We start from the raw sequence: 24,885 nt of genomic DNA, 5'->3' as shown, positions 1-24,885 counted from the left end.
GCGCCCGGCACAGTGGACGCCCGTGACTAGCAGCGAACTGTGGACACGGGCGACCGCCGACCGCTACGACGCCGAGGAGACCGAGATGTCCTCGGCCGCCGTCCTCGGACCGACCCTCGACCTCCTCACCGAGCTCGCCGCAGACGGCCGGGCACTGGAGTTCGCCATCGGGACCGGACGGGTGGGCGTCCCCCTCCGGGAACGCGGCGTGCCGGTCGTGGGCATCGAACTGTCCGAGCACATGACGGCGGTCCTGCGGCGCAAGGCCGACGAGGACACGCTGCCGGTGACCCTCGGGGACATGGCCACGACCGTCGTCCCCGGTGAGTTCGCCGTGGTCTACCTCGTCTACAACACCATCAGCAACCTGCTCACCCAGGACGAACAGGTCGAGTGCTTCCGCAACGCGGCCCGTCATCTGAGGCCCGGGGGCAGGTTCGTCATCGAGCTGGGCGTGCCGCCCCTGCGGTCCCTGCCGCCCGGCCAGACCGCGGTGCCGTTCGACGTCTCCGACCGGCACCTCGGGTTCGACACCTTCGACCTGGTCGAGCAGATCCTCGTCTCGAACCACTTCACCCGCGACGGCGACCACTACCGCCGCGACAACTCCCGGCACCGGTACGCCTGGCCGGCCGAACTCGACCTGATGGCGCGCATCGCCGGCCTCGACCTGGAATGTCGCTACGCGGACTGGGACCGGACGCCGTTCACCCAGGACTCGGCGAAGCACATCTCGGTGTGGCGCAAGCCGGCCTGACGACCGCCGCCGCGGGGGCGGGCGAGCCCTTCCAGTTCATGCGCGACCAGGGCAGGGCGAGTTCGCCCGTGCCACGCACCGGACGGGGCGCCAGGTCCTCCACCCGCGCCGCCTCCGCGTGCCGGGCGAACACGGTGTCGACGTACCGGTGGCCGGTGTCGGCGGCGACGAACACGGCCGTCCGGCCCGGCTCCGCACCGCGTTCCCAGCGGGCGGCGAGATAGGCGGCGCCGGTGGACAGACCGGCGAAGACGGCGTGCCGGCGCAGCAGGTCCACGCTCCCGGCGAGGGCGGTGTCGAAGGCGAGCCAGTGGACGGTGTCGTAGAGGTCGTGACGCACGTTGCCGAACGGGATGGAACTGCCGATGCCGGCGATGATGATCTCCGGGTCCGAGACGTGGTCGCTGCCGAAGGTGACGCTGCCGAACGGCTGGACGCCGACGAGCCGCACATCGACGGAGCGTTTGCCCAGGTAGTGGGCGAGGGCGCCGGTGGAGGCCCCGGATCCCACGCCGCCCACGAGCGACAGGGCGGCGGCACCGGTCTCCTCCTGGATCCGTTCGGCCACGGCCTCGTAGCCGAGGTAGTGGACGTCGTCGTGGTACTGGCGCATCCAGTGGTAGTCGGGGTGCTCGCGCAGTATCTCCTGGACGCGGGCGACGCGGCGGCTCTGGTCGAGCTTGAGGTCGGTGCTGGGCGGCATCTGCTCCAGATGGGCGCCGAGGACGTCGAGTTGGGTGCGCAGGGTGTGGTCGACGGTGGTGGAGCCGACGATGTGGCAGCGCATGCCGTAGCGGTGGCAGGCCAGCGCGAGGGCGTAAGCGTAGATGCCGCTGGAACTGTCGACGAGGGTGTCGCCGCGCCGTACCGTTCCGGTGTCGAGCAGGTGGCGTACGGCGGCCAGGGCGGAGACGACCTTCATCGTCTCAAACCGCAGGCAGACGAGTCCGTCGTCGAGGCGTATCAGGTCCGGTCGGCCGATGGCTTGCGAGATGTGTTCGTCCACGGGCGTACTCCTCAGTGGCGGGGGTCGCGAAGGTGGTGAAGGTCCGGGTCGACGGGATGCCTTCACGGTCCAGGGCGCGGGCGCAACGGTGCAGCCTGCGGTTCAGGCAGGGGACTCGGGGGTCGAAGAGGATGCCGGCGACGTTGCCGCTGTGGGCGATCTGCACCCCGGCCGCGCCCACGCTGTCGGCGATGCCGGTGAGGGCCGGGAACTCCTGGTGCCGCAGGACGCGTTGGCGCAGGCGGGCGCTGGCCGTGCCGACCCTGCCGAGCAGCGCGGTGTCGGCGTCGGTCACCGCCCTGCGCAGCATGCGGCGCAGGTGCTCGTAGGCGGCGAGGTCGTCGTCCTGGACGAGGACCGGCAGGGAGAGGGTGTCGACCGGTTCGCCGCCTCCGAGCGCGCACCCGACCACCACCGCGGGCGGCAGTGCGGAGCCCAGGGTTTCGAGGACGCGGCCCTCCCGTTGCGCGAAGAGCAGCGGGCGACAGCCGTGCATCAGGGGGTCGCTGGCGCCCTCGGCGCGCACCGCGAGGCGGGCGATGGTCTCCGGCGGCAGGAGCAGGCCCCGGGAGTCGGCGACCGCGCGCACCGTGGCGATGACGTCGCTGGTGGACGAGCCCATGCCGAGTCCGACGGGGAGATCGCCGGTGAGGGTCAGTTCCCCGCCGCACGGTTCCTCGCCGAGCCGCTCCGCGCACTCCCGTAGCGCGAGGACGGCCGCCGCCCGCGCCTTGGCCCGGCCGCCCGGCGTCACCGTCACCTCGTCGGTCGGGCTGCCGGGCCGGTGGGTGAAACGGGCCGTGCTGCCCCGGGCGGTCATGGGCAGGGTGACCAGGCCGTGGCGGGGGCGGCGCCGTTCGTCGAGGAAGACGCCCTGGAGGATCTCGCCGTGATGGCAGGCGGCGTGGCCGGTGCCCGTCGTCTCACGGGTGGCGGCCTCCGGCGGCGCCGGCCGGCGGGTGGCAGACGTCATGCGCCGGCCGCCGCCCGGTAGCGGTACAGGGTGGTGGGTTCCGCGCTGAACTGGGAGAAGGGGAAGGGCTCCGCGGACAGGGCGGTCACGCCCGCTCCGAGGAACGCGCGGGCCACGGCGCTTCCGGTCTGGGCGTAGACCACCAGGGGCACGCCGCGCTCGCGGCAGCGGGCCAGGACGGTGTCGAAGCTGCCGTTGCTCAGGGTCATGCCGGTGGCGACCACGGCGTCGGCGGTGTCGAGGAGTTCGTGCATGTCGTCGGTGACCGGGTCGCCCCACTGGGTGGTGCGGAGGTTGAAGTCGCAGAGCAGGGGCGCACCGCCGCGTTCGCGGATGGCCGCGACGAGCGGGTTGACCACGCCGATCAGGCCGACCCGGGCACCGGCCTCGATGTCCAGGAGGCCCGCGATGGCCGCGTCGCGGGCCTGCGCCCGGGTCTCGGGTGTCCCGGCGGGCAGGGTGACCGGTTCCGCCCCGGCCGCCTCCCGGTGCGGCCGGACCGCGCTCAGGTAGGCGTCGAGCGCGGCGATCCGCAGCGGGCGGGGCGCGTCGCGCAGCAGCGTGTCGAGAGGGGCGCCGGAGGCGTCGCGGCACAGGGACGGGTCGGCTTCTCCGGCTTCGAAGGCGCAGCCGCCGAACGAGCCGCCGACCCGGACGAGGACGTACTGGTTGAGGTAGGTGGTGTTCCCGCCGGCCAGCCGGGTGCCGTGGTGCACCCAGAACACGCTGGTCGCCGTCATGTCGGCGGGAGGGTGACCGTGTTCGCCCGCCAGTACGCCGGCCAGGAGTTCCTCGGTGTTCTTCATCGCGGGCCTCCGGAGCGGGGCGTGTCGTGGGTGACGCGGAACAGGAAGGTCAGCACGCCGTCCCGCCAGTCGTGGAGGTGGTCGACCCGGGGGCTCAGCCCGTGGTCCATGGCGTGCTGGACGAGGGCGCGCAGGTCGGCGGTGTTGGAGGCGATGAGGTGGATCTCGCCGCCGGGTGCCAGGAGGTCCTTCTCCGTGATCTGGGCGAAGAACTTCTCGATCAGCGGTGCGCCCACGCAGACGTTGCGTACGACGTCGGGGTCGTCGCTGACGGTCTGGCTGACGGCGGGCGGGTTGAAGGTGACGACGTCCAGCTGGACAGCGTCCGGGAGGGCGTCGAAGACGTCGCTCACGGCGGGGAGGAACGCGGTGGCCGGGTGTTCGCCGACGAGGCGCCGGTAGTGGCGGGTGGCCGCGGCCACGCTCTGCGGGTGGACGTCGAGCGCGTGGATCTCCCGGGCGCCGCGGACGCCCGCCGCCACGGCCTCGACGCCGAGGCCGGCGCCCATGGCGGCGTAACGGCGGCCGCGGGTCTCGATACGGCCGTCGAGCAGCCGCTCGTGGATCAGGCGGCTGGTCCAGCCGGGTATGAAGACGCCGGGCGGGACGTCGAAGGTCCATCCGTTCCATTCGTAGGAGCGAGTGGTGTGCAGGTCGCCCTTGGGCTGGTTCAGGGCGATGATCCGGTCCGCGGGCAGCGGTGGGGGCAGCTGCTCGAGGAGAGCGGGGCCGGTGGTGTTCCGGTCCATTGGGGGGTCCTTCCTGGTGTTTGACGAGGCGTCAGGTGTACGAGGCGGACGAGGCGTCGACCTCCTCCGGCAGCACACTAATGGAAATGATTGTCATTGCGATAGTCTGTCGCCGACGCAGCGCCACCCCGCTCGATGCGTCCCCCGCCGACCCCGCACACGACAGGAGCGCGTCATCGTGCCCACCCCCTCCGCCCCGCCCGACGCCGTCGAGGACCGAGCCGTGAAGCAGCGGACCGTCCTGCTCGACATGGCCTTCCTCCGCCTCTGGACGGGCGCCACGGCGTCGGGCCTGGCCACCTGGGCCCTGCCGTTCGTGCTCGGCCTCGCGGTCCTCGACCGGACGCTCACCGCCACCGACCTGGGACTGCTGCTCGCCGCCCGGACGGTGGGGTTCCTCGCCGCGGTGCCCATGGCCGGAGTGCTGGCGGACCGGCACTCCCGCCGGGGCGTCGTCCTGTGGGCGGGGCTCGCCGCCGGAGCCGCGGCCCCCGTACTCGCCGCCGGACTGGACCGCTCGGTGCTGCTGATGGCCACGGCCGCCGCCGTGGCCGGCGCCGGGCAGGGCGCCTGCCGGCCCGCCTACCAGGCCCTGACCGCCGAGGTGGTGGACGCCGACCGCAGGCAGCAGGCCAACGCCGCCATGACCCTGGCCGTACGGGCCACCACGCTCGTGGGGCCCTCGCTGGCCGCCCTGCTCGCCGTGTTCCTCAGCACCGGGGCACTGCTGGTGGGCATCGGGCTGCTCTGGCTCGTCGCCGCGTGTGTCCCCGGACGCGGGGCGCGGCCCGGCACCGTGAGCGGCGCGTCCGAGCCCTCGGCCGGTACGGAGAGGGCGTCGTTCCTCACCGAGTTCGCCGAGGGGGTCCGCGAGGCCCGCAGGCACCCGTGGTTCCTCGCCGGGCTGGGCGCGCTGACGGCCGTCATAGCCACCGGCTACTCCGCGACCGGCGTCGCTCTCCCCATGGTCAGCAGGGACGAGTACGGCACCGAGGTCGTCCTCGCGGGTGCGATGACGGCGTACACCGCCGGAGCGCTGGCCGGTGCGCTGCTCATCGCCCGCTGGCGCCCCCGCTCCCCCGGCCGGGCCGCCCTGGCCGGGCTCGCCGCGTACGGGTTCGCGCCGCTCAGCCTCGTGTTCCCCGTGCACCCGGTCGTCGTGATGGCCGCCTACGCCGTCGCGGGCATCGGCATCGAGCTGTTCAACGTGCCGTGGTTCACCGCCGCCCAGCGCGAGGTGGCCCCGGACAAGCTGGCCCGGGTCTCCTCCCTGGACTTCCTGCTCTCCTACGGCCTCGCCCCGGTCGGACTCGCCGTCATCGCCCCCGCCATCGACGCCTTCGGTGCCAGGGCGGTGCTCGCGGGCTGCGCGGTCGTCTGCTTCGCGGCACCGGCGGCGGCCGCGCTCGTGCCCAGCACCCGGACCTTCTCCCACCCGCCCACGGGGACGGCCACCGACCGTCGGGGAACGGACCCTTCCGTCTGACGCGACCGCCCACTCAGCCGTTCGCTCCCGCCGCCCGCAGTGGGCGGCGGGAGCGAACGGCGTGTCAGGGGGCTGTGCCGTCGGTTCAGCCCTTGAGTTCCCGCAGGTACGCGGCGAACTTCTCCAGACCGTCGATGTTGCGGGGCCCGCTGATGCCCTCGTTGTAGTCGAGGATGAAGAAGTTGTCCTTCTTCACGGCGGGCAGACCCTTGGTGTGAGGGGACTTCTTCAGGAAGTCGATCTTCTTCTGGGCGGGCATGTCGCCGTAGTCGAGGATGACGACGACCTCGGGCTCGGCCTCGGCGACGGATTCCCAGCTGACCTGGGTCCAGCGCTCGTCGAGGCCGTCGAAGACGTTCTTGCCGCCCGCCTTCTCGATGATGTCGTTGGGCGGCACCTGATTGCCCGCGGTGAACGGCTGGTCGGTGCCGGAGTCGTAGAGGAAGACGGGCACCGGATCGCCCTTCGGGGCCTTGGCCTCGACCTCCTTCACGCGCTTGCGCAAGTCGTCGACCACCTCCGTGGCCCTCTCCTCGACCCGGAAGATCTTGCCGAGTCGTTCGAGGTCGGTGTAGAGAGCCTCGAAGGGGGTCACTTTCTCGGGGAACCCGGGATAGTTGAAGCAGCTCTCGGTGTGCATGAAGCTCTGGATGCCGAGCGTGTCCAGGATCTCGGGCGTGATGCCCCGCTCGTTCTTGAAGCCGGAGTTCCATCCGGCCACCACGAAGTCGGACTTGGCCTCGACCACGACCTCCTTGTTGAGGAGGTCGTCGCTGAGCATCTTCACCTTCGCGTACTCGGACGCCCACGGGGACTCGCTCACCGGCGGGTTGGCGGGCGGCATCACATAGCCGTACACGTGCTCGGTCAGGCCGAGGGCGAACAGCTTGTCCGCGCTGCCGCCCTCGTAGGCGACGGCGCGCTCGGGGACCGTGTACTCCACCGGTTCACCGCAGCGCTTGACGGTGACCTTGCCGGAGGCCTTGGCGTCGTCCGACTCGACCTCGGCGCCGCAGCCGCCGAGCACCAGTGCCGCCGCGAGGGCGGAACCGACGGTGGCGCGGGATCTGCTTGTGAGCATGTGTCACATAACCTTTCCATGACTGGGGTTGAGCGAATACAGCAGTTGGGGACCGCCCGTCAGGGGATGCGGGACGACACTGGCCCGCACTCCGAAGACCTCGGCGACCAGGTGCGGCGTGAGCACTTCCGCAGGGGCGCCGGAAGCGACCAGACGGCCCTGGGAGAGCACGCCGAGCCGGTCACAGGCCGCCGCGGCGAGATTGAGGTCGTGCAGGACGACCAGGACCGTGAGCCCCGAGCCACGCAGGAGCGAGAGCAGGTCCACCTGGTGGCGGACGTCGAGGTGGTTGGTCGGCTCGTCGAGGACGAGGACCTTCGGCTCCTGCACCAGTGCGCGGGCGAGCAGGACGCGCTGGCGCTCCCCGCCCGACAGCGTCAGAACCCCCCGGTGCGCGAGGTGTCCGATGTCGAGCCACTCCATCACCCGCTCGCACAGTTCGCGCTCGCGGCCGCTGAGCGCCTGGTTCCCGCGCAGATGCGGCGCGCGTCCGAGTGCGACGACCTCCTCGACCGTGAAGTCGAAGTCGACGCCACCGTCCTGGGTCATCGCCGCGACGGTCCGGGCGCTGCTGCGCAGCGGGAGCCGGGTCAGGTCCCGCTCGCCCAGCCAGACGGTTCCGGAGCTGGGACGCAACGCCCGGTACACGCAGCGCAGGGCGGTGGACTTGCCGCTTCCGTTCGGGCCGACCAGACCCACGACCTGCCCGTCGGCCACTTCCAGGGACAAGGCGCGGACGAGGGTCCTGCCGTCGGTCACGACGGAGAGCTCGTCGAGTCTCAGGTCCATGTCAGCGCCCCCCGAAGGCGTAGGCCCTGCGGCGCATCAGGCCGATGAAGACGGGCACTCCCACGAGCGCGGTGACCACGCCGAGCGGCAGTTCGCGCGGGGCGGCCACGGTGCGTGCCGCCAGGTCGACCCACACCATGAAGATCGCCCCGGCCAGCGGGGCCACGGCGAGCACGCGGGCGTGCGTGGCACCGACGAGCATCCGCACCACATGCGGCATGACGAGCCCGACGAACGCGATGGCGCCGCTGACCGCGACCATGACGCCCGTGACGAGCGAGACGAGGAGCAACAGCCCCTTCCGGTACCGGTCCGGGCCGACTCCCAGGCTCGCGGCGGTCTCGTCGCCGAGGGCCAGGACGTCCAGCACCCGCCCGTACCGGTGCAGCACGACGAGTCCGCCCAGCACCACCGCAGACACGACGGGCAGCGCGCCCCAGGTCGCGGCGCCGAAGCTGCCCATCGTCCAGTACAGGACCATGCTCGTCGCCTCGGCGTCCGGCGCGAAGTAGACGATCAGGCTCATCACCGCCTGGAAGCCGAGCGACATCGCCACGCCCGTGAGGACGAGGCGCAGCGGCGAGAGCGTGCCCCGGCTCGCGGCGGCGGCGTACACCAGGAGCGAGGCGGCGAGCGCACCGACGAAGGCCCCGACGGACACCGCGTAGATACCGAACGCGGCGAGTCCTCCGGTGACCGTGACGCCGACGGCGCCCACGGACGCGCCCGACGAGACACCGAGGACGAAGGGGTCGGCGAGCGCGTTGCGCACCAGGGCCTGGACCGCCACGCCGATCGCGCTGAGCCCCGCCCCCACCAACGCCGCCAGCAGCACTCGGGGCGTACGGATCTGCCAGACGATCTGGTACGTCGTCACCTCGTCGGGGGCGACGCGCCCGCCGTGGAGAGCCGCCCACAGGTGGCGGGCGGTCTCCCCGGGGGAGATGACGGCGGGGCCGAGTCCGATGGCGACGACGACGGAAACCAGCAGGACCGCGGTCAACCCCGCGCAGCCGAGCAGCAGGGCCTTGCGGGAGGCGAGCCGGCCTTTCACGGCCGCCGCGGGTGCGGACGCCGGCACCTCGGCCGGGCCGGCCGTGTCCGCGCTCGCCGACGGTATGGAGGTCGAAGGCGGAGGCACGTGGCCTACCTACACTTTCTCTCGATAATGGAAACCATGTTCAAGTTCGGAAATCTAGCATGCCCGCCCGCCGGCGGCGGGTTGCGCCCGGAAGAGTGACAGATCATCCGCGAGTGGTTACGATGCCCGCGATGATGACTTTCTCCTCGTACGGATTGGGGGAATCGTTCGCGTCAGGTGAGTGCTGATGGCTCATCACCTCGCGAACGGTGTTCCACCCCACCAGTTGATGTGGCGGCGCGTACGTGAGTACGCCGTGCCACCGTCCATGATCGAGACCGCGACCGCGCGACGTGCGGTCGGCGACTGGGCGGGGGCGTGTGCCGCCGCCCGGATCGACGTCGATCTCGATCTGCGCGCCGTGGGCAAGCACCACGGCACCGACCTCGTCGCCCGCCTCCGGGCGGATCTGCGTCGGCTGGCGCCGGATCTGCTGCGCTGGCACATGCCCCGGATCGCCCCCGACGGGCGGCTGCGGCCCGGCCTCACGCTGTCCCTCGCCCGCTACCGCGCTCCCGGCACGCCGGCCGTGCACCTCGTCGTCCGGACGCCGCCGGCCTGGGCGGACGCCGGACAGCGCATGTCCCTGGCCCTGTGGGACGGGTCCCGCCGCGGCACGGCCGGACACCATCCGCACCCGCACCCCGACCGGCGTTTCCGGCTCGACCTGCACCGCCACCTCTGGGACGCCGTACGCAGCGGCGACCTGCCCCGGCGGTGCGGCGCGGCAGGGCCGGCGCACGGTCCGGCCGCCGAATCCGCTCCGCACGATCACCCCGAGGGCCCTTGGGCGACGGGGCACTGGGCCGCCGAGGCGGAACACCTGCTGCGGGCGGAGGGGCTTCCTCGCGGGGCCTTCACCGTGCGGCTCGGCGCCCGCAGCCGCACCGTGTTCGAGCTCGTCGCACCCGACGACAGCCACGTACCGACGTTGCGTCCGCTGCGCGGCCCGCTGCGGCCGCAGGAGGTCGCCGCGCTCCCCGTGCTGCCGGAGGCGGCGGTCCGGGTCCCGCCGGACCTGGAGCTGCTGCGGGCGGGACTGATCACGGCGGAACGCTTGCATCCGCTCGTGGCCGCGGCGCTGCCGACGCCCGGCGCACCGCCTGTGCGGGGCGCTGCCCCCGGGGCGTTCCGGGAGGGCTCGGCAGCGGGGTCAGGCGATCCGCACACGGTGGAATGCCGGGGCGAGGTCCACCGGATCGCCCTGCGCGACGGTGTGCTGACGGCGGTCGACCACGACGCCGACCAGCTGCGCCGGGAGGAACTGCTGGTGGCGCTCGGCGGTCCGCCGCTGCCCTGCCTGCGGGCCATCGACACCGTGCACCGCAGTCCCGAGGCCCTGCCCGCGGTCCGGGAGCGGCTCGCTCACGGTGACGTCGCCGGGGCGCTGACCGTGGTCGAGGGACTCCTCGGGCCCGGCGCGCTTCTGCGGGACGGACCACTGCGGGACACGCTGCGGTCCGCCGCGAACCGCCGCATCGACCACGGGCTCTTCCGCTCCGGGCTCGTCGCCGTTCATCCGGCGGCCGGGGCGGCGCGGACGGAGGAGGGGCACCGCCCCCGGGCCGATCGCCGCATGCCGGAGACCATGCGCCACAAACGCGGCAGCAGGCCACGGCCTCGCACCGCCCGCACCGCCTGACCTTTCACGTATCACGCCACTCCTGTCATTTCTCACACCCCAGGTGATGCCCATGACCTCCAGCACGCTCATGTCCCGACCCGCCGAGACCCACGACCCCGAACTCGGCGTCGCCGACACCCTCCTGTCCCTGTTGCGGACCACCACCAGCGAACCGCGTCCCGACGAACAGCTCGAGGCGCTCACCCTGGCCGTCGCCGCCGACCTGCCCGTCCTGCTCTGGGGCGAGCCCGGCATCGGCAAGACCGCGGCCCTGACCCAGCTCGCCGACTCGCTCGACCTGCCGCTGACCACCGTCATCGCCAGTGTCCACGAACCGTCCGACTTCTCCGGGCTGCCCATCGTGGGCGACGATCCCGCCGTGCAGGGGGTGCCGATGGCGCCGCCGCAGTGGGCCGTTCAGCTGGTACGGGCCGGGCGGGGCCTGCTCTTCCTGGACGAACTGTCCACCGCCACCCCGGCCGTCCAGGCCGCGCTCCTGCGGGTCGTTCTCGAACGGCGGGTCGGAGCGCTGCGACTGCCACCCGGAGTACGGATCGTGGCCGCCGCCAACCCGCGGGCGTCCGCCGCCGACGGGTGGGAGCTGAGCCCGCCGCTGGCCAACCGGTTCGTCCATCTGTACTGGACACATGACCCGCAGGTGGTGGTACGTGGACTGGGCGGAGTATGGCCCCGGGCGGAACTGCCCCGGCTGGAGGCGCAACGGCTGCCGGAGGCGGTCGCGTTGGCCCGGCGAGCGGTCTGCGGGTTCCTCAAGGCCCGGCCGACGCTGATCCACCGGCTGCCGAGCAGCGAGGCACGGCGCGGCGGCGCGTGGCCCTCGCCCCGCACCTGGGAGGCCGCGCTGACCCTGCTGGCGTTCGGCACGGCGGCCTCCGTCTCCCGGGACGTACTGGCGCTGTTGGTGCGGGGCGCCGTGGGGGACGGCGCCGGCCTCGAACTCCTCGCCCACCTGGACCGGATGGACCTGCCGGACCCGGAGACGCTGCTCGCCGACCCGGCGGCCGCGGACCTGCCCGAACGGGGCGACCTGCGGCAGGCGACCCTGGAGGCGGTGGTCGCCGCCGTGGGGGCCAGGCCGCGACGGGAACGGTGGGAGGCCGCCTGGACAGTACTGGCCGGAGCGCTGGAAACCGGGACCCCGGACCTGCTGGTGGCCCCGGCGACCGCTCTGGCCGCACTGCGGCGCGACGACTGGGAGGTGCCGGAAACCGTGGAGCGGCTGACCGGGGTCATCGGGCTCGCGCGGCAGGCGGAGCGGTCGGTGGGACGGGTCACGGGAGCGAGGGCCACCCGGCGGGCGTCCGAGGCGGGTCGATGACGGGGAGCGCACGGCGACCCGAGCCGCACCCGCACTCGCGACCCGCCCCCCGGCCGGCACGTCCGGTACCGCACCCCATGTCCCCGCCCGCGCCGCCGCGCCCGGTGCGGGCCGCCCCGCCCGAACCGCCCCGCGCCGGGGATTCAGGCGCCCAGCGGTCACTCCGGCTCGACACCCAAAAGCTGCTGGCCGCCCGGCTGCACGCGGTGAAGGTACGCCCCTACCTCGCCGACGCGCTCTTCGCGCTGCACGTGGTGGAGGACCGGTCGGTGCCGACGATGGCGGTGGACGCCCACTGGCGCTGCTACGTCTCCCCCGCCTTCGTGGCGCGCATGCCGGTGGAGGAGCTCGCCGGCGTATGGGTCCACGAGGTCTCCCACCTCCTGCGCGATCACCACGGACGAGGCGAGCGGTACGCGAGACAGCACGAGGAACAGGGGCCGGGCCAGCGGCTGCGGCGGAACATCGCGGCCGACTTCGAGATCAACGACGACATCTACGGTGCCGGCCTGCCCCGCCCCCACGGCGCCGTGATGCCCTCACTCCTGCGGCTGCCCTCCGGGCTGCTGATGGAGGAGTACCTGCGCACCACGTCGATGTCCCCGCTCGCCGCGGACCTGGCCTGGCTGGACTGCGGCAGCGGAGCCGACGGGCAGGCACGCCCGTGGGAGCTCGGGCCCGACGGCGCGCACGGACTGACCCGACAGCAGCGGGACGCGGTCCGTTTCCGGGTGGCGCAGGGAATCAAGGGACGTCCCGGCAACGCGCCCGAAGGCTGGCGCCGGTGGGCGGACGAGGCATTCCACCCGCCGCAGCCGTGGCGGCAACTGCTGGGGGCGGCGGTCCGCTCCGCCGTCGGCGCGCCGGGACCGGGCGACAACCACAGCTACCGGCGCCCGTCCCGCCGCTCGGCGAGCGTGCCCGGCGTGCTGCTGCCCAGCCTGCGCCGCACACCGCCCCGGGTCTGCGTCGTGATCGACACCTCCGGATCGGTGAGCGACGGAGAACTCGGCAGCGCGCTGCTGGAGGTCGCGGCCGTCACCCGCGCGGTCGGCGGCCGGCGCGACCTGGTCACGGTCATCTCCTGCGACGCCGCGGCCCGCACCGTGGTCCCCGTCTGCCAGGCCGAGAACATCGAGCTCCTCGGCGGCGGCGGGACCGACCTGCGTTCCGGCTTCGCGCGGGCCCTGCGCGCCCGGCACCGGCCCGACGTGATCGTCGCCCTGACGGACGGCCAGACACCCTGGCCCTCCGCCGAGCCTCCCTGCCGCACGGTGGTCGGACTCTTCCCCCGGCCGACCGACGTCGACACCGACAATCCCGACTACGTGCCCGACCTCCCGCCGCCTTGGGCGCGGGTCGTGACCATCGGCTGACGCACACTGCGCCGAGCCGTCGGGGCGTCGTCGACCGAGACCTTCTCGGCGCCGATCCGCCGCATGCGTTCGGTGCCCCACTGTCCCAGCGAGGCCAGCGCGGCGTTGAGCGAGACGCCGTGCTCGGTCAGGGAGTACTCCACCTTGGGCGGCACCTCGGGGTACACCTCACGGTGCACGAGACCGTCCTCCTCCATCTCACGCAGATGCTGGACCAGCATCTTCTCGCTGACCCCCGGCAGACCGCGCCGGAGTTCGGCGAACCGGCGGGTTCCGTGGTGGTGGAGCTCCCACAGGATCAGCGACTTCCACTTTCCGGTGACCACGTCCATCGCCGCGTCGATGCCGCAGAAGTAGGGACCACGTCGTGCCGCTGTCGCCATTCGCCCCTCCAAGCCGTACTTACCCGCAAGTGAGTACCCCACTAATTAGTCCGTACTGGTCAACCCTACCGGCGACGGAGAGGATCGAACCGAACGACGAACAGAGGGGAATCAGAGCTGTGACGACCAACAGCGAAGTCCAGGTGAGCGTTCTCGGGCTGGGGGCGATGGGAAGTGCCCTCGCGGGCGCCCTGGTGAAGGCCGGGCACGCGACGACGGTCTGGAACCGCTCACCGGGGAAGGACAAGGACCTCGTCGCGCAGGGCGCACAAGCCGCGGCCACGGCCGGTGACGCGGTCCGGGCCGGACCCCTGGTGATCGCGTGCCTTCTGGACCACGCGTCGGTCCACGAGGTGCTCGATCCGCTCTCCGCCGAGCTGGCCGGCCGCACCCTGATCAACGTGACGACGACGTCCCCGGCTCAGTCACGGGAGCTGGCCGACTGGGCCGCGCGCGCCGGCGTCGCGTATCTGGACGGCGGGATCATGGCCGTACCGCACATGATCGGCGCGCCTGGCTCGTCGATCCTGTACAGCGGGTCCGCCGACGTCTTCCATCAGCACAAGCCACTGCTGGACGTCTGGGGAACGAGTACCTACTTCGGTGAGGACGCCGGGCTGGCGTCGCTGTACGACCTCGCCCTGCTCTCGGGGATGTACGTCATGTTCGCCGGCTTCATGCACGGTGCCGCGATGGTCGCCCCGGCCGGCGTGACAGCGGGCGAGTTCGCCGCCATGGCCGCACCTTGGCTGACCGCCATGACCGGCGCCTTCGAAGGGTTCGCCGAGGTGATCGACGGCGGCGACTACACCGTGGAAGGGCAGCAGAGCCTCGAGTTCTCCGACCTCGGCCACATCCTGGCGGCCGGTTCCGAGCAGGGCATCGACAACGAGGCGGTCGCCATGGTGCAGCGGCTGATCCGGCGCCAGGCCGACGCGGGGTACGGGGCCGAGGGGTTCGCCCGGATCTACGAGAGCGTCAGGCGACCGGGCTGAGCCGACGTCACGTGCCCGCGCGGTACGCGGGCGGACGCGCCTCCAGCACGAGTGCGGTACCGGCCGCGGTCCGGTCCTCGTGCATGGTGATCCGCAGCCCGGCTTCGACGTGCCGCCAGTGGGACGGGGTGAGCGGAACAAGCCGCACGGTGGCCCGGCCGCCGGGCTCGAGGAAGGGGACGTCCTCGACCCAGAGCCCCGCGATGCTCACCGCGGCACCTCCGGTGGGTGAGAGGTTGCCGATGTCCCACATGGGCCGCAGCACACCGTGACCGGGGATCGGTGTGCTGCGTCTCGCCTCCGCGGCGGGACGCAGGGTCAGTTCCGCCCGGACCATCCCGTTCCGTGTCTCGGCGGCCCGCCAGTGGCACCAAGCGGCGCTCCGCCGGAGGCAGAGCTGTTCAGCTGCTACGGCAGCCTGCTCCCAGAACGTCAAGGGCAGCGGCCGTCCGTCCCCGCACTCCTCCAGGAGGTTCAGAGCGGTCCGCCAGTCGTCGTGGGCCAGGCAGTCCCAGACGTCCCGCGCTGTCACGTCGTGCGGGGTGGCGGCCTCTTCCGGCACCAGAAGGGCCGCCGATTCGAGCAGTTCGATGATGTCCACAGGGCAATGGTCGGCCACGTGTCCTCACGTCGGCCATGCGCGGTCGTCGACCGTAAGGAAGGGTTCGCCCACCACGGTCGCCGGTGTCGCTCCGGTGAACGCCATGATCTCCCGGTGCAGGTGGGGCTGGTCGAAGTAGCCGCCGTCCGCCGCGACTCGGGCGGTGTCTTCTCCACCGACCAGGCGGTGCACCGCGCGGTCGAAGCGGACCAGTTTCGCGGCGCGCTTGGGCGGCACGCCGATGCCGGACTGGAACCGGGACCACAGACGTTTGCGGCTCCATCCGAGTTCGGCCGCCAGGTGCTCGACCCGGACGAGTCCCCCACTGGCCACGATCCGCTGCCAGGCCCAGGCCACCTCCGGGTCCGTCGGCGGACGCGTCCGACTACGGCGGGCGAGCAGCACGTCCACGAGTTCGAAGCGTTCCCGCCACGTGGGTGCCGCGCTCAGTCGCTCACGGAGCCGTGACGCCTCCCTGCCCCACAGATCGTCGAGCGTGACCACGCCACTGCCCAGGTCGGCCGAGCAGGCACCCAGCACCGCGCGTGCGACGACGGGCGACAGGCGCACCTGCACGCACTCGACGTGTTCCCCCCAGGCGCGGACCCCGCCCCCCGCGCCGAACCCGGGCCCGGCGACAAGGCTTCCCTCGACTCGCCGCCCGGCACCGTCGTCCACGGTGGGCGACCTCGCCCCGAACTCCAGGATCAGCATCACGGCCGGGTGGGGAACCACCCTCAGGTCGCCCACGAGCGGGCCCGACACCCGGAACCCCGCCATGTCGACTCCGGTCACCCGGCTGGGCCTTCGTGGACGCGCCACGTCCCACCCGGCGGAATCGTCACCTCTCTCCACGGCGAACCCCCTCCGTCGAATGCTACGCGGCCGCGGGGAACATTCGTCCAAGCCGTGGGCACGCACCGCAGGCGACAGTGGGCTCATGACTCCTCACACCGAGAGTTCGGTGCTGCACCTGGAGAGCGGCGACCTCCACGTCTGCCAGGACGGCCCCCGTGACGCCCCCGCTCTCCTGCTCATCCACGGCTCCGCCACCTCGAGCCGTTCCTGGAACGCGCTCGTTCCGCTGCTGACCGGCTCCCATCATGTCATCCGGATCGACCTCCCGGGCCACGGCCGCTCGGCCGAACCGGCCGACCGTGACTACAACACCTCCGAGCAGGCACGCACCCTCGGCACGGCGCTGGACCGGCTCGGCGTCGAGCAGGTTCTGGCCGTCGGCCACTCCAGTGGCGGCTACGCCGTCACCGCCCTCGCCGAGCAGCGGCCCGGCCTGGTGACCGCGCTGGCACTCGTCAACACCGGCCCCGGCATGGACGTCTTCATCGCCCCGGACGGCCCCGGACTCGATCCCGCACGGTGGCCACCGGCCGACGACCAGATCCGCCGGTTCGCGAGCACCGGATTCCGCGCGGGTCACCCGATCCCACAGGAACTCGTCAACGACCTGCGCGGGATGACCTACCACGCGGTCACCGCCGCCATGCAGGCGTCCACCGCCTACCTGAGCCGGCAGGCGCTCCCCGACCGGCTGGCGGTCCTCGGCAAACCGCTTCTGGTGATCTTCGGCGACCAGGACCGCAGATGGTGCCCTTCCTCCGCCGCCGACTACCGCGCGGTACCCGGGGCGGAGGTGGAGATACTGCCGGGTGCCGGACACACGCCCATCCTGGAGGAACCGCGGCGCACCGCCGACCTGCTGCTCGCCTTCGCCGACCGGGTATCGCGTCACTCCGAAGGGCCGCTCAACAGACCCTCACACGGCAGCAGAGGGTAATGTCCCGATTTGCTCGGGTCCGGTCCGTCGCAGAGGAGATTCCACGGTGAGCGACCTGTACATCGACGGTGAGTGGACCCGGCCGGAGGCCGGCGGGCGGCGCGAGGTGCTCAACCCGTACGACGCCTCCGTGGTCACCACCGTCGACGAGGCGGACGCCTCCGACGCGGACCGCGCGGTACGGGCCGCTCGCCGGGCCTTCGACGAGGAGGAGTGGGCGGACCTCCCCACCCGCCGACGGGCCGACCTGCTGCTGCGCGTGCACTCCCTGCTGCTGCGCGACAAGGAGGACATCGCCCGTACCGAGACGCTGGACACCGGCAAGACGCTGACCGAGGCGCGTCTCGACGTGGAGGACGTGGCGAACGCCTTCCGCTACTACGGCGAACTGGCCGACAAGGACGGCGGCCGGGTCGTGGACGTCGGCCCCGACGTCCTCAGCCGCGTCGTCCACCAGCCGGTCGGGGTGTGCGCCCTCATCGCGCCCTGGAACTACCCGCTGCTCCAGGCGTCGTGGAAGGTGGCGCCGGCGCTGGCCGCCGGGAACACGATCGTCCTCAAGCCGAGCGAGGTCACTCCACTCACCACGATCACCATGATCCGGCTCATCGAGGAGGCCGGGGCGCCACCCGGCGTCGTCAACCTGGTCCTGGGAGCCGGGGCGACCGTCGGCGCCGCCCTCACCAGCCACCCCGAGGTGGACCTGGTGTCCTTCACCGGCGGCCTCGCCACCGGACGCGGCATCATGGCGGCGGCCGCCGAGGGGCCGAAGAAGGTGGCTCTCGAACTGGGCGGCAAGAACCCCAACGTCGTCTTCGAGGACGCGGACTTCGCCGCCGCCGTGGACTACGCGCTGGACGCTGCCTTCCTCCACTCCGGCCAGGTCTGTTCCGCCGGTTCCCGCCTGCTGGTGCAGGACGGCCTGTACGACAGGTTCGTCGAGGCCCTCGCCGGCCGGGCCCGGGCGATCCGGCTCGGCAACGGCCTGGACGAGGACACGGAGAGCGGACCGCTCAGCTCCGCGGAGCACCGTGACAAGGTCGAGCGGCACATCGCCGCTGCCCTGGAGGAGGGCGCCCGGCTGGTCACCGGGGGCGCCCGTCCGGACGATCCCGCGCTGAGCCGTGGCTACTTCCTGCTGCCGACCGTGTTCGCCGACTGCGACAGGTCCATGCGCATCGTCCAGGAGGAGGTCTTCGGCCCGGTCGTCACCGTCGAGCGCTTCCGCACCGAGGACGAGGCGGTGCAACTGGCCAACGACACCCGCTACGGCCTGGCCGGCGGCGTGTGGACCTCCGACGCGAGCCGCGCCCAGCGCGTCGCACAGCGGCTGCGGCACGGCACCGTGTGGATCAACGACTTCCACCCTTACGTGCCGCAGGCGGAGTGGGGCGGCTTCGGTCACTCGGGCGTGGGGCGTGAGCTGGGGCCCTCCGGGCTGAGGGAGTACCAGGAGGCCAAGCACATCTACCAGAACCTCTCCCCCGCGCCCTCCGGCTGGTTCAAGGGCTGAACCCGGCACACCGCGTTCCCCGAACGGACGAAAGGCACCCGATGGCCACCCCCACCCCGCACGGTCCGGAGACCGCCTACGACTACGTCATCGTCGGCGGCGGCACCGCCGGCTGCGTGCTCGCCGCGCGCCTGAGCGAGGACCCGGACTGCCGCGTCTGCGTCGTGGAGGGCGGCCCCAGCGATGTCGGGGACGACCGGATCCTGCGCCTGCGCAACTGGATCAACCTGCTCGGCTCGGAGTTCGACTACGGCTACACCACCGTCGAGCAGCCGCGCGGCAACTCCCACATCCTGCACTCGCGGGCCCGCGTGCTCGGCGGCTGCTCGTCCCACAACACACTGATCAGCTTCATGCCCCTCCCCCAGGACCTCGACGACTGGGTGGCCCGGGGCTGCGCCGGCTGGGACCCGGGGACCGTGCTCCCCTACCGGGACCGGCTGCGCACCAGCATCGTGCCGGTGGCCGAGGCGGACCGCAATCCCATCGCGAAGGACTTCGTCACCGCCGCCTCGCGCGCCCTCGGCGTCCCGGTCGTCGACGACTTCAACGCCGAACCCTTCGCCGACGGCGTCGGTTTCTTCTCCCTGGCCTACGAGCCGGAGGGCAACCTGCGCTCCTCCGCCTCCGTCGCCTACCTGCATCCCGTGCTCGACCGCCCGAACCTCACCGTCCGCCTGGAGACCTGGGCCCACCGTCTGCTCACCGACGAGACGGGGCGGACGACCCGCGTCGCCGTCCGCGGTCCCGACGGCCTCCCCGCCACCGTGCGCGCGGAACGCGAACTGCTCCTGTGCGCGGGAGCGATCGACACCCCGCGGCTGCTGATGCTCTCCGGCATCGGACCCGCCGACCAGTTGCGCGGCCTGGGCATCGACGTGCGGGCCGACCTGCCCGGGGTGGGCGAGAACCTGCTGGACCATCCCGAGTCGGTGATCGTCTGGGAGACGGCCGGCCCGCTGCCGCCGAACTCCGCGATGGACTCCGACGCCGGACTGTTCCTGCGGCGCGAGGCAGGACAGCCGCGGCCGGACCTGATGTTCCACTTCTACCAGGTGCCGTTCACCGTCAACACCGAACGCCTCGGCTACCCCGCACCGGAACACGGGGTGTGCATGACACCGAACGTCCCGCGTGCCCGGTCCACCGGACGCATGTGGCTGCGCAGCAGCAACCCCGCAGAGCATCCCGCGCTCGACTTCCGCTACTTCACCGACCCCGAAGGACACGACGAGCGGACCATCGTCGACGGTCTGCGGGTCGCCCGCGAGGTCGCCGCCACCGATCCGCTGCGCGACTGGCTGGTGCGCGAGGTGGCGCCCGGCCCCGACGTGACCTCCTACGACGGTCTGTCGGAGTACGGGCGCCGTGCCGCGCACACCGTCTACCACCCGGCGGGCACCTGCCGGATGGGGGCGGCGGACGACCCGATGGCCGTCTGCGACCCGGAGCTCAGGCTGCGCGGCGTGGACGGCGTACGCGTCGTGGACGCGTCGGTGTTCCCGACCATGCCCACCATCAACCCCATGGTGACGGTGCTGCTCGTCGCCGAACGCGCCGCCGACCTGCTCACCGGCGGCTCCGGTCCGCGGAGACAGTCATGACCGGCGGCCCGCAGCACGCCCCTCACACACCGGAGGAAGCGGCCGAGGAAGCCGCTCCGGCGGGTACGGGCACGCTCAAGCCCGTGGTCTTCTTCGGTTCGGCCGCGCTGATCCTCGCGATCTCGCTGTGGGCGATCGTCACGCCCTCCGGGGCGGAGAAGGCCATCGGCGTCGCCGTGGACAAGATCTCGTCCTGGTTCGGCTGGTACTACTTCCTCGCGGCGACGCTGTACCTGGTGTTCGTCGTGTTCATCGGCGTGTCCAAGTACGGCACGGTCAAGCTGGGCCCGAAGCACTACAAGCCGGACTACGGCCTGTTCGCCTGGGCGGCGATGCTGTTCGCGGCGGGTATCGGCATCGACCTGATGTTCTTCTCCGTCGCCGGACCGGTCAGCCACTACCTCGCGCCGCCGCAGGGCTCCCCGGAGACCATCGAGGCGGCACGTCAGGCGGTGGTGTGGACACTGTTCCACTACGGCATCACCGGCTGGGCCATGTACGCCCTCATGGGCATGGTGCTCGGCTACTTCGCCTTCCGCTACCGGCTGCCGCTGGCGATCCGCTCCGCGCTCTACCCGGTCATCGGCCGCCGCATCCACGGACGGATCGGCGACGCCGTGGACCTGGCGGCCATCATCGGCACCGTGTTCGGCATCTCCGTGTCGCTCGGCATCGGCGTCGTACAGCTCAACTACGGGCTGAAGGTCCTGTTCGACGTACCGGAGGGGCTGCCCGCGCAGATCGCCCTGATCGTGGTGGCGGTGGTGATGGCCACGGTGTCCGCCGTGGCGGGCGTCGACAAGGGAATCCGGCGGATGTCCCAGCTCAACGTCCTCCTCGCGGTCCTGCTCATGCTCTACATCCTGATCGTGGGCGAACCCTTCCGGCTGCTCAACGCGCTGGTGCAGAACGTCGGGGACTACGTCAGCGGCTTCCCCTCGATGACCCTGAACACCTTCGCCTACGACCAGCCCACCGAGTGGCTGAACGCGTGGACGCTCTTCTTCTGGGCCTGGTGGATCGCCTGGGCGCCGTTCGTGGGCCTGTTCCTGGCACGGATCTCCCGCGGCCGCACCCTGCGTCAGTTCGTCGCCGCGACGCTGATCATCCCGTTCCTGTTCACCGGTCTCTTCCTGGCGGTCTTCGGCAACAGCGCGCTGTTCGTCGTGCGGGACGGGAACGCCGAGTTCGGCCGGACCGCGATGGCCCTGCCCGAGCAGGGCTTCTACGGGCTGCTGGAGCAGTACCCGGGCGCGTTGTTCAGCGCCGGCCTCGCGACGTTCGTCGGGCTGCTGCTGTACGTGACCTCCGCCGACTCCGGTGCGCTCGTCATGGGCAATCTCAGTTCCGAACTGCCGACCCCGGTGACGGACGCCGCTCCCTGGCTGCGCATCTTCTGGGCCCTGACGACAGGCCTGCTCACCCTCGCCATGCTCCTCGTGGGAGGGGTCCAGGCGCTGACCGACGCCACCATCATCATGGGTCTGCCCTTCTCCGTCGTCATGTTCCTGATCATGATCGGGCTCTATCTGGCGCTGCGCACCGAACGCATGCGGGAAGAGGCGCTCACCACCTCACTCCCGGCGTCGCTGTCCGGGCGCACCACTCAGCAGGGCCCGCCGGGTACTCGGAACTGGCGGCAGCGGCTGGCGCGGGCCACGACCTTCCCCGGCCGGCGGGCGGCTCTCCGCTTCGTCGACGACGTGTGCCGTCCGGCCTTCCGCGACGTCGCCGGGGAGCTGCGGGAGCAGGGCGCGCAGGCCACGCTCCTGGAAGGCGTCAGCGAGGAGAACGGCCTCTCGCACACCGGCCTGCAGGTACCGATCGGGCCGAGCGACGTGTTCGTCTACCGGGTGTGGCCCGTGGAGACGCCGACCCCCGGGTTCGCGACCCGCTCGGTCAGCACCCACGACACCTATGTGCGCTTCGAGGTCCAGCTGTCCGAGGGCAACCAGGGCTACGACGTGATGGGCTACACCAGGGAGCAGCTCATCGCCGACGTTCTCGACCAGTACGAGCGCCATCTGGAGTTCTTGCGCTTGCACCACGAGGCGACCAGCCGGTCGGCCCTGCCCGACCACCGCCCCGACGACCCGGAGGCACACCTCCCGGAGTAGTCCGGGTGGCGGAGGCGTGTGGGCCGTTCGGCATCCACCGTCATGCGCTTACGGGGCATTCAGCAGGAAAGTGCTACAAAGGGTGCATGCAGGGCTTGCGTGGGCGCAGCGTCGCGGGGCAGGTGCTCTTCCTGCAGGTCGCCGTCGCCGTGATCCTTATCCTGGCGGCCGTCGTGGGGCTGACCCTCCAGGCGCGCAACGACGCCGAACAGGACGCGCAGGCGCGGTCACGCGCTGTGGCGGAGACGCTGGCGCACTCACCGGGTATCGCGGCGGCGCTGGAGTCCGATGATCCGACGGCCAGGTTGCAGCCGCACGTGGCAGCGGCGCACAGGGGAACGGGGGTGGATTTCATCGTCGTCATGGCGCCGGACGGCACTCGTTACGCGGACACCGACCCGGGACTGATCGGTGTGCCGGCGGACGGTGTGGAGCGAGCGGCGCGGGGCGAGCCGTTCACCGAGATCTACGAGGGCGATCCGTCGGACGCGGCGCGCGCGGTCGTGCCGGTCACCGGTGATGACGGATCGGTCGTGGGGCTGGTCGCGGCAGGGGTGACCCTGGAGACGGTCGGGGAGTCCCTGCGGGGGCAGATCCCGGTGATCGCGGCCTCGGCAGGTGTCGCGCTGCTCCTCGCCGTCGGCAGTGCCGCCCTGGTCAGCCGACGGCTGCGACGTCAGACGCGGGGCATCGGGCCGAGCGAGATGACCCGGATGTACGAACACCACGACGCGGTGCTGCACGCCGTCCGCGAGGGAGTGCTCATCACCGGCGGCGACGGCCGCCTGGTCCTGGCCAACGACGAGGCACGACGGCTGCTGGACCTGCCCAAGGACGCCGACGGACGGCACATCACGGAGCTGGGCCTGAACCACGCCACGGTCGAACTGCTCTGCTCGGACCGTCCCGTGACGGACCAGGTGCACCTGGCCGGAGACCGCCTGGTGTCCGTCAACACCAGGCACACCGCCCCGTACGGCGGCCCCTCCGGGAACGTGACGACGCTGCGGGACACCACGGAGCTGCGAGCCCTGGCCGGCACGGCGGAGACGGCCCGTGAGCGGCTGAACATCCTCCATGAGGCAGGGGTGCGCGTCGGCACCACGCTGAACGTGGTCCGGACGGCGGAAGAGCTGGCGGATGTGGCCGTGCCGCGGTTCGCCGACTTCGTCACCGTGGACCTGCTGGGCGCCGTGACGCGCGGCGAGGAGCCGTCCGGCCCCCCTGGCCGGCTGCGGCGCGCGGTCCTGCGCGGTGTCCGGGCGGACCATCCGTTCCGGCCCGTCGGCAGCGTCGTCCCGTTCGACGTCACGGATACGCCGGCGGCCGCGGTGCCGACCGGTGGGCACGCGGTGCTGGAGACCGATCCGGCGGGCGTCCGCGCGTACGGCATCAGCTCGCTGGTCACGGTGCCGTTGCAGGCCCGCGGCATCCCTCTGGGCATGGCCCGTTTCTGGCGCACCGAGACCTCGGAGCCCTTCGGTCAGGAGGACCTGACGTTCGCCGAGGAGTTGACCGCCCGTGCCGCGGTCGCCATCGACAACGCCCGCCGCTTCACCCGCGAGCACACGATGGCGGAAACCCTGCAGCGCAGCCTCCTGCCGCACGCCCTGCCCCACCAGAACGCCCTCGACATCGCCTACCGCTACCTGCCCGCCCAGGCACGGGTCGGCGGCGACTGGTTCGACGTGATCCCCCTGCCCGGCGCCCGGGTGGCGCTCGTGGTCGGTGACGTCGTCGGGCACGGACTGCACGCGGCGGCGACCATGGGCCGGCTGCGCACCGCCGTGCAGAACTTCTCGACGCTCGACCTTCCCCCGGACGAACTCCTGACCCACCTCGACGAATTGGTCAGCCGTCTCGACCAGGAGGATCCCGAGGGCCGAAGCGGGGAGGCGGTCACCGGCGCGACCTGCCTCTACGCGGTGCACGACCCGGTTTCCGGCCTGTGCAGCATCTCCCGGGCCGGGCACCTCGCCCCCATGCTGGTCCATCCCGACGGCACGGTGGAGACCCCCGACGTGCCGCTCGCCCCGCCCCTGGGGCTGGGCGGCCTCCCCTTCGAGTCCGCCGAACTGCGGTTGCCGGAGGGCAGCACCCTCGTCCTCTACACCGACGGTCTGGTCGAGCGGCGCGACCGCGACATCGACACGGGGCTGGCGATACTGCGCGGCACACTCGCGGACGCGCAGGAGCGTACTCCGGAGCAGATCTGCGAGGCGGTGCTCGACGGCCTGCTGCCCGAGCACCGCCGCGACGACGTCGCACTGCTCGTCGCCCGCACCAGGCTGCTGGACCGCGCGCACGTCGCCGACTGGGACGTTCCCCGTGACCCGGCCGCCGTCGGCACGGTCCGCAACGCGTGCAGCCGTCAACTGGCCGCCTGGGGGCTGGACGACCTCGCGTTCACCACGGAACTCGTGCTCAGCGAACTGCTCACGAACGCGATCCGGCACGGTTCCGAACCGATCCACGTCCGGTTGTTCCACGAGCGTGCGCTCATCTGCGAGGTGTCCGACGGCAGCAGCACCTCCCCCCATCTGCGCCGGGCGGCCACGACCGACGAGGGCGGACGCGGACTGTTCCTCGTGGCTCAGCTCGCCCAGCGCTGGGGGACGCGCTACACCGCGACCGGCAAGGTCGTGTGGACGGAGCAGTCCCTGACGGAACCGCCCTCGGCCGAGGGGGCGCTGCCCGATCTCGCCGCGTTCCCGGACCTCGACGAACTGTGACCGTGGGGCTGCGGTTGT

General features: G+C 72.1%; 21 protein-coding genes. 11 read left to right on the top strand and 10 right to left on the bottom strand.

Going from position 1 to position 24,885, the window contains the following annotated elements:
- Positions 1-22 precede the first annotated feature (22 nt).
- Positions 23-757 (top strand): class I SAM-dependent methyltransferase, encoded by a 735-nt coding sequence (locus tag KUM03_RS37565; protein ID WP_217255095.1) that lies wholly within the window; start codon positions 23-25, stop codon positions 755-757.
- On the opposite strand, the gene KUM03_RS37560 is transcribed toward KUM03_RS37565, so the two are convergent.
- From KUM03_RS37560 to KUM03_RS37545, 4 genes are read right to left on the bottom strand one after another with little or no spacing between them, the layout of a single operon-like run.
- Complete coding sequence (locus KUM03_RS37560; protein WP_217255094.1) at positions 708-1,763, bottom strand: pyridoxal-phosphate dependent enzyme; 1,056 nt, start codon at positions 1,761-1,763, stop codon at positions 708-710. The two genes, KUM03_RS37565 and KUM03_RS37560, sit on opposite strands and share 50 nt — an antisense overlap.
- Positions 1,684-2,736, bottom strand: coding sequence for a GHMP kinase (locus KUM03_RS37555; RefSeq protein ID WP_217255093.1), 1,053 nt, complete (start codon positions 2,734-2,736; stop codon positions 1,684-1,686). The genes KUM03_RS37560 and KUM03_RS37555 overlap by 80 nt, the downstream gene beginning before the upstream one ends.
- Positions 2,733-3,542 (bottom strand): Rossmann-like domain-containing protein, encoded by an 810-nt coding sequence (locus KUM03_RS37550; RefSeq protein ID WP_217255092.1) that lies wholly within the window; start codon positions 3,540-3,542, stop codon positions 2,733-2,735. The genes KUM03_RS37555 and KUM03_RS37550 overlap by 4 nt, the downstream gene beginning before the upstream one ends.
- Positions 3,539-4,291: a methyltransferase gene (locus KUM03_RS37545; RefSeq protein ID WP_217255091.1), complete on the bottom strand. Its 753-nt coding sequence runs from the start codon at positions 4,289-4,291 to the stop codon at positions 3,539-3,541. Before KUM03_RS37545 ends, KUM03_RS37550 begins: the two co-directional genes overlap by 4 nt.
- Positions 4,292-4,541: 250 nt before the next feature.
- Between KUM03_RS37545 and KUM03_RS37540 the strand changes: the two genes are divergently transcribed.
- Entirely contained in the window at positions 4,542-5,777 is a 1,236-nt protein-coding gene (locus tag KUM03_RS37540; protein WP_217255194.1) for an MFS transporter, read from the top strand.
- A gap of 85 nt (positions 5,778-5,862) precedes the next feature.
- On the opposite strand, the gene KUM03_RS37535 is transcribed toward KUM03_RS37540, so the two are convergent.
- The 3 genes from KUM03_RS37535 to KUM03_RS37525 are packed head-to-tail and all read right to left on the bottom strand — an operon-like array spanning position 5,863 to position 8,668.
- Complete coding sequence (locus tag KUM03_RS37535; RefSeq protein ID WP_217255090.1) at positions 5,863-6,858, bottom strand: ABC transporter substrate-binding protein; 996 nt, start codon at positions 6,856-6,858, stop codon at positions 5,863-5,865.
- Between the two features lie 3 nt (positions 6,859-6,861).
- Positions 6,862-7,647, bottom strand: a complete 786-nt coding sequence (locus KUM03_RS37530) for an ABC transporter ATP-binding protein (protein WP_217255089.1) — start codon at positions 7,645-7,647, stop codon at positions 6,862-6,864.
- Between the two features lies 1 nt (position 7,648).
- The gene (locus tag KUM03_RS37525; protein WP_217255193.1) at positions 7,649-8,668 is read right to left on the bottom strand and encodes an iron ABC transporter permease; all 1,020 of its coding nucleotides are present in this window, start codon (positions 8,666-8,668) and stop codon (positions 7,649-7,651) included.
- A 307-nt stretch (positions 8,669-8,975) separates the two neighbouring features.
- Between KUM03_RS37525 and KUM03_RS37520 the strand changes: the two genes are divergently transcribed.
- The 3 genes from KUM03_RS37520 to KUM03_RS37510 all read left to right on the top strand — a co-directional run bounded on the left by KUM03_RS37520 (position 8,976) and on the right by KUM03_RS37510 (position 13,127).
- On the top strand, positions 8,976-10,430 hold the full coding sequence (locus tag KUM03_RS37520; protein WP_217255088.1) for a hypothetical protein: 1,455 nt from the start codon (positions 8,976-8,978) through the stop codon (positions 10,428-10,430).
- A gap of 52 nt (positions 10,431-10,482) precedes the next feature.
- Positions 10,483-11,751, top strand: a complete 1,269-nt coding sequence (locus KUM03_RS37515; protein WP_217255087.1) for a MoxR family ATPase — start codon at positions 10,483-10,485, stop codon at positions 11,749-11,751.
- A 77-nt stretch (positions 11,752-11,828) separates the two neighbouring features.
- Positions 11,829-13,127 (top strand): VWA-like domain-containing protein, encoded by a 1,299-nt coding sequence (locus KUM03_RS37510; RefSeq protein WP_217255086.1) that lies wholly within the window; start codon positions 11,829-11,831, stop codon positions 13,125-13,127.
- On the opposite strand, the gene KUM03_RS37505 is transcribed toward KUM03_RS37510, so the two are convergent.
- Positions 13,076-13,510 carry a helix-turn-helix domain-containing protein gene (locus tag KUM03_RS37505; protein WP_217255085.1) on the bottom strand — a complete coding sequence of 145 codons (435 nt, stop codon included), beginning with the start codon at positions 13,508-13,510 and terminating at the stop codon, positions 13,076-13,078. The genes KUM03_RS37510 and KUM03_RS37505 overlap by 52 nt on opposite strands.
- Positions 13,511-13,629: 119 nt before the next feature.
- On the opposite strand from KUM03_RS37505, the gene KUM03_RS37500 reads away from it, so the two are divergent.
- Positions 13,630-14,505: an NAD(P)-binding domain-containing protein gene (locus KUM03_RS37500; protein WP_217255084.1), complete on the top strand. Its 876-nt coding sequence runs from the start codon at positions 13,630-13,632 to the stop codon at positions 14,503-14,505.
- Between the two features lie 7 nt (positions 14,506-14,512).
- Here KUM03_RS37500 and KUM03_RS37495 read toward each other — a convergent pair whose 3' ends face one another.
- Positions 14,513-15,106: a hypothetical protein gene (locus tag KUM03_RS37495; RefSeq protein ID WP_217255083.1), complete on the bottom strand. Its 594-nt coding sequence runs from the start codon at positions 15,104-15,106 to the stop codon at positions 14,513-14,515.
- Positions 15,107-15,130: 24 nt separating this feature from the next.
- Entirely contained in the window at positions 15,131-15,886 is a 756-nt protein-coding gene (locus tag KUM03_RS37490; protein ID WP_217255192.1) for an AraC family transcriptional regulator, read from the bottom strand.
- Positions 15,887-16,046: 160 nt separating this feature from the next.
- On the opposite strand from KUM03_RS37490, the gene KUM03_RS37485 reads away from it, so the two are divergent.
- The 5 genes from KUM03_RS37485 to KUM03_RS37465 all read left to right on the top strand — a co-directional run bounded on the left by KUM03_RS37485 (position 16,047) and on the right by KUM03_RS37465 (position 24,867).
- The gene (locus KUM03_RS37485) at positions 16,047-16,901 is read left to right on the top strand and encodes an alpha/beta fold hydrolase (protein WP_217255082.1); all 855 of its coding nucleotides are present in this window, start codon (positions 16,047-16,049) and stop codon (positions 16,899-16,901) included.
- A 46-nt stretch (positions 16,902-16,947) separates the two neighbouring features.
- Positions 16,948-18,414 (top strand): aldehyde dehydrogenase family protein, encoded by a 1,467-nt coding sequence (locus KUM03_RS37480; RefSeq protein WP_217255081.1) that lies wholly within the window; start codon positions 16,948-16,950, stop codon positions 18,412-18,414.
- 41 nt (positions 18,415-18,455) lie between these two features.
- Complete coding sequence (locus KUM03_RS37475; RefSeq protein ID WP_217255080.1) at positions 18,456-20,018, top strand: GMC family oxidoreductase; 1,563 nt, start codon at positions 18,456-18,458, stop codon at positions 20,016-20,018.
- Positions 20,015-22,135: a choline BCCT transporter BetT gene (gene betT, locus KUM03_RS37470; protein WP_217255079.1), complete on the top strand. Its 2,121-nt coding sequence runs from the start codon at positions 20,015-20,017 to the stop codon at positions 22,133-22,135. Before KUM03_RS37475 ends, betT begins: the two co-directional genes overlap by 4 nt.
- A gap of 86 nt (positions 22,136-22,221) precedes the next feature.
- Positions 22,222-24,867: a SpoIIE family protein phosphatase gene (locus KUM03_RS37465; RefSeq protein ID WP_217255078.1), complete on the top strand. Its 2,646-nt coding sequence runs from the start codon at positions 22,222-22,224 to the stop codon at positions 24,865-24,867.
- Positions 24,868-24,885 lie beyond the last annotated feature (18 nt).

This window comes from Streptomyces sp. AC602_WCS936, assembly GCF_019049125.1.
GTDB lineage: Bacteria > Actinomycetota > Actinomycetes > Streptomycetales > Streptomycetaceae > Streptomyces.
This window is presented reverse-complemented; position numbering and strand designations above follow the sequence as displayed.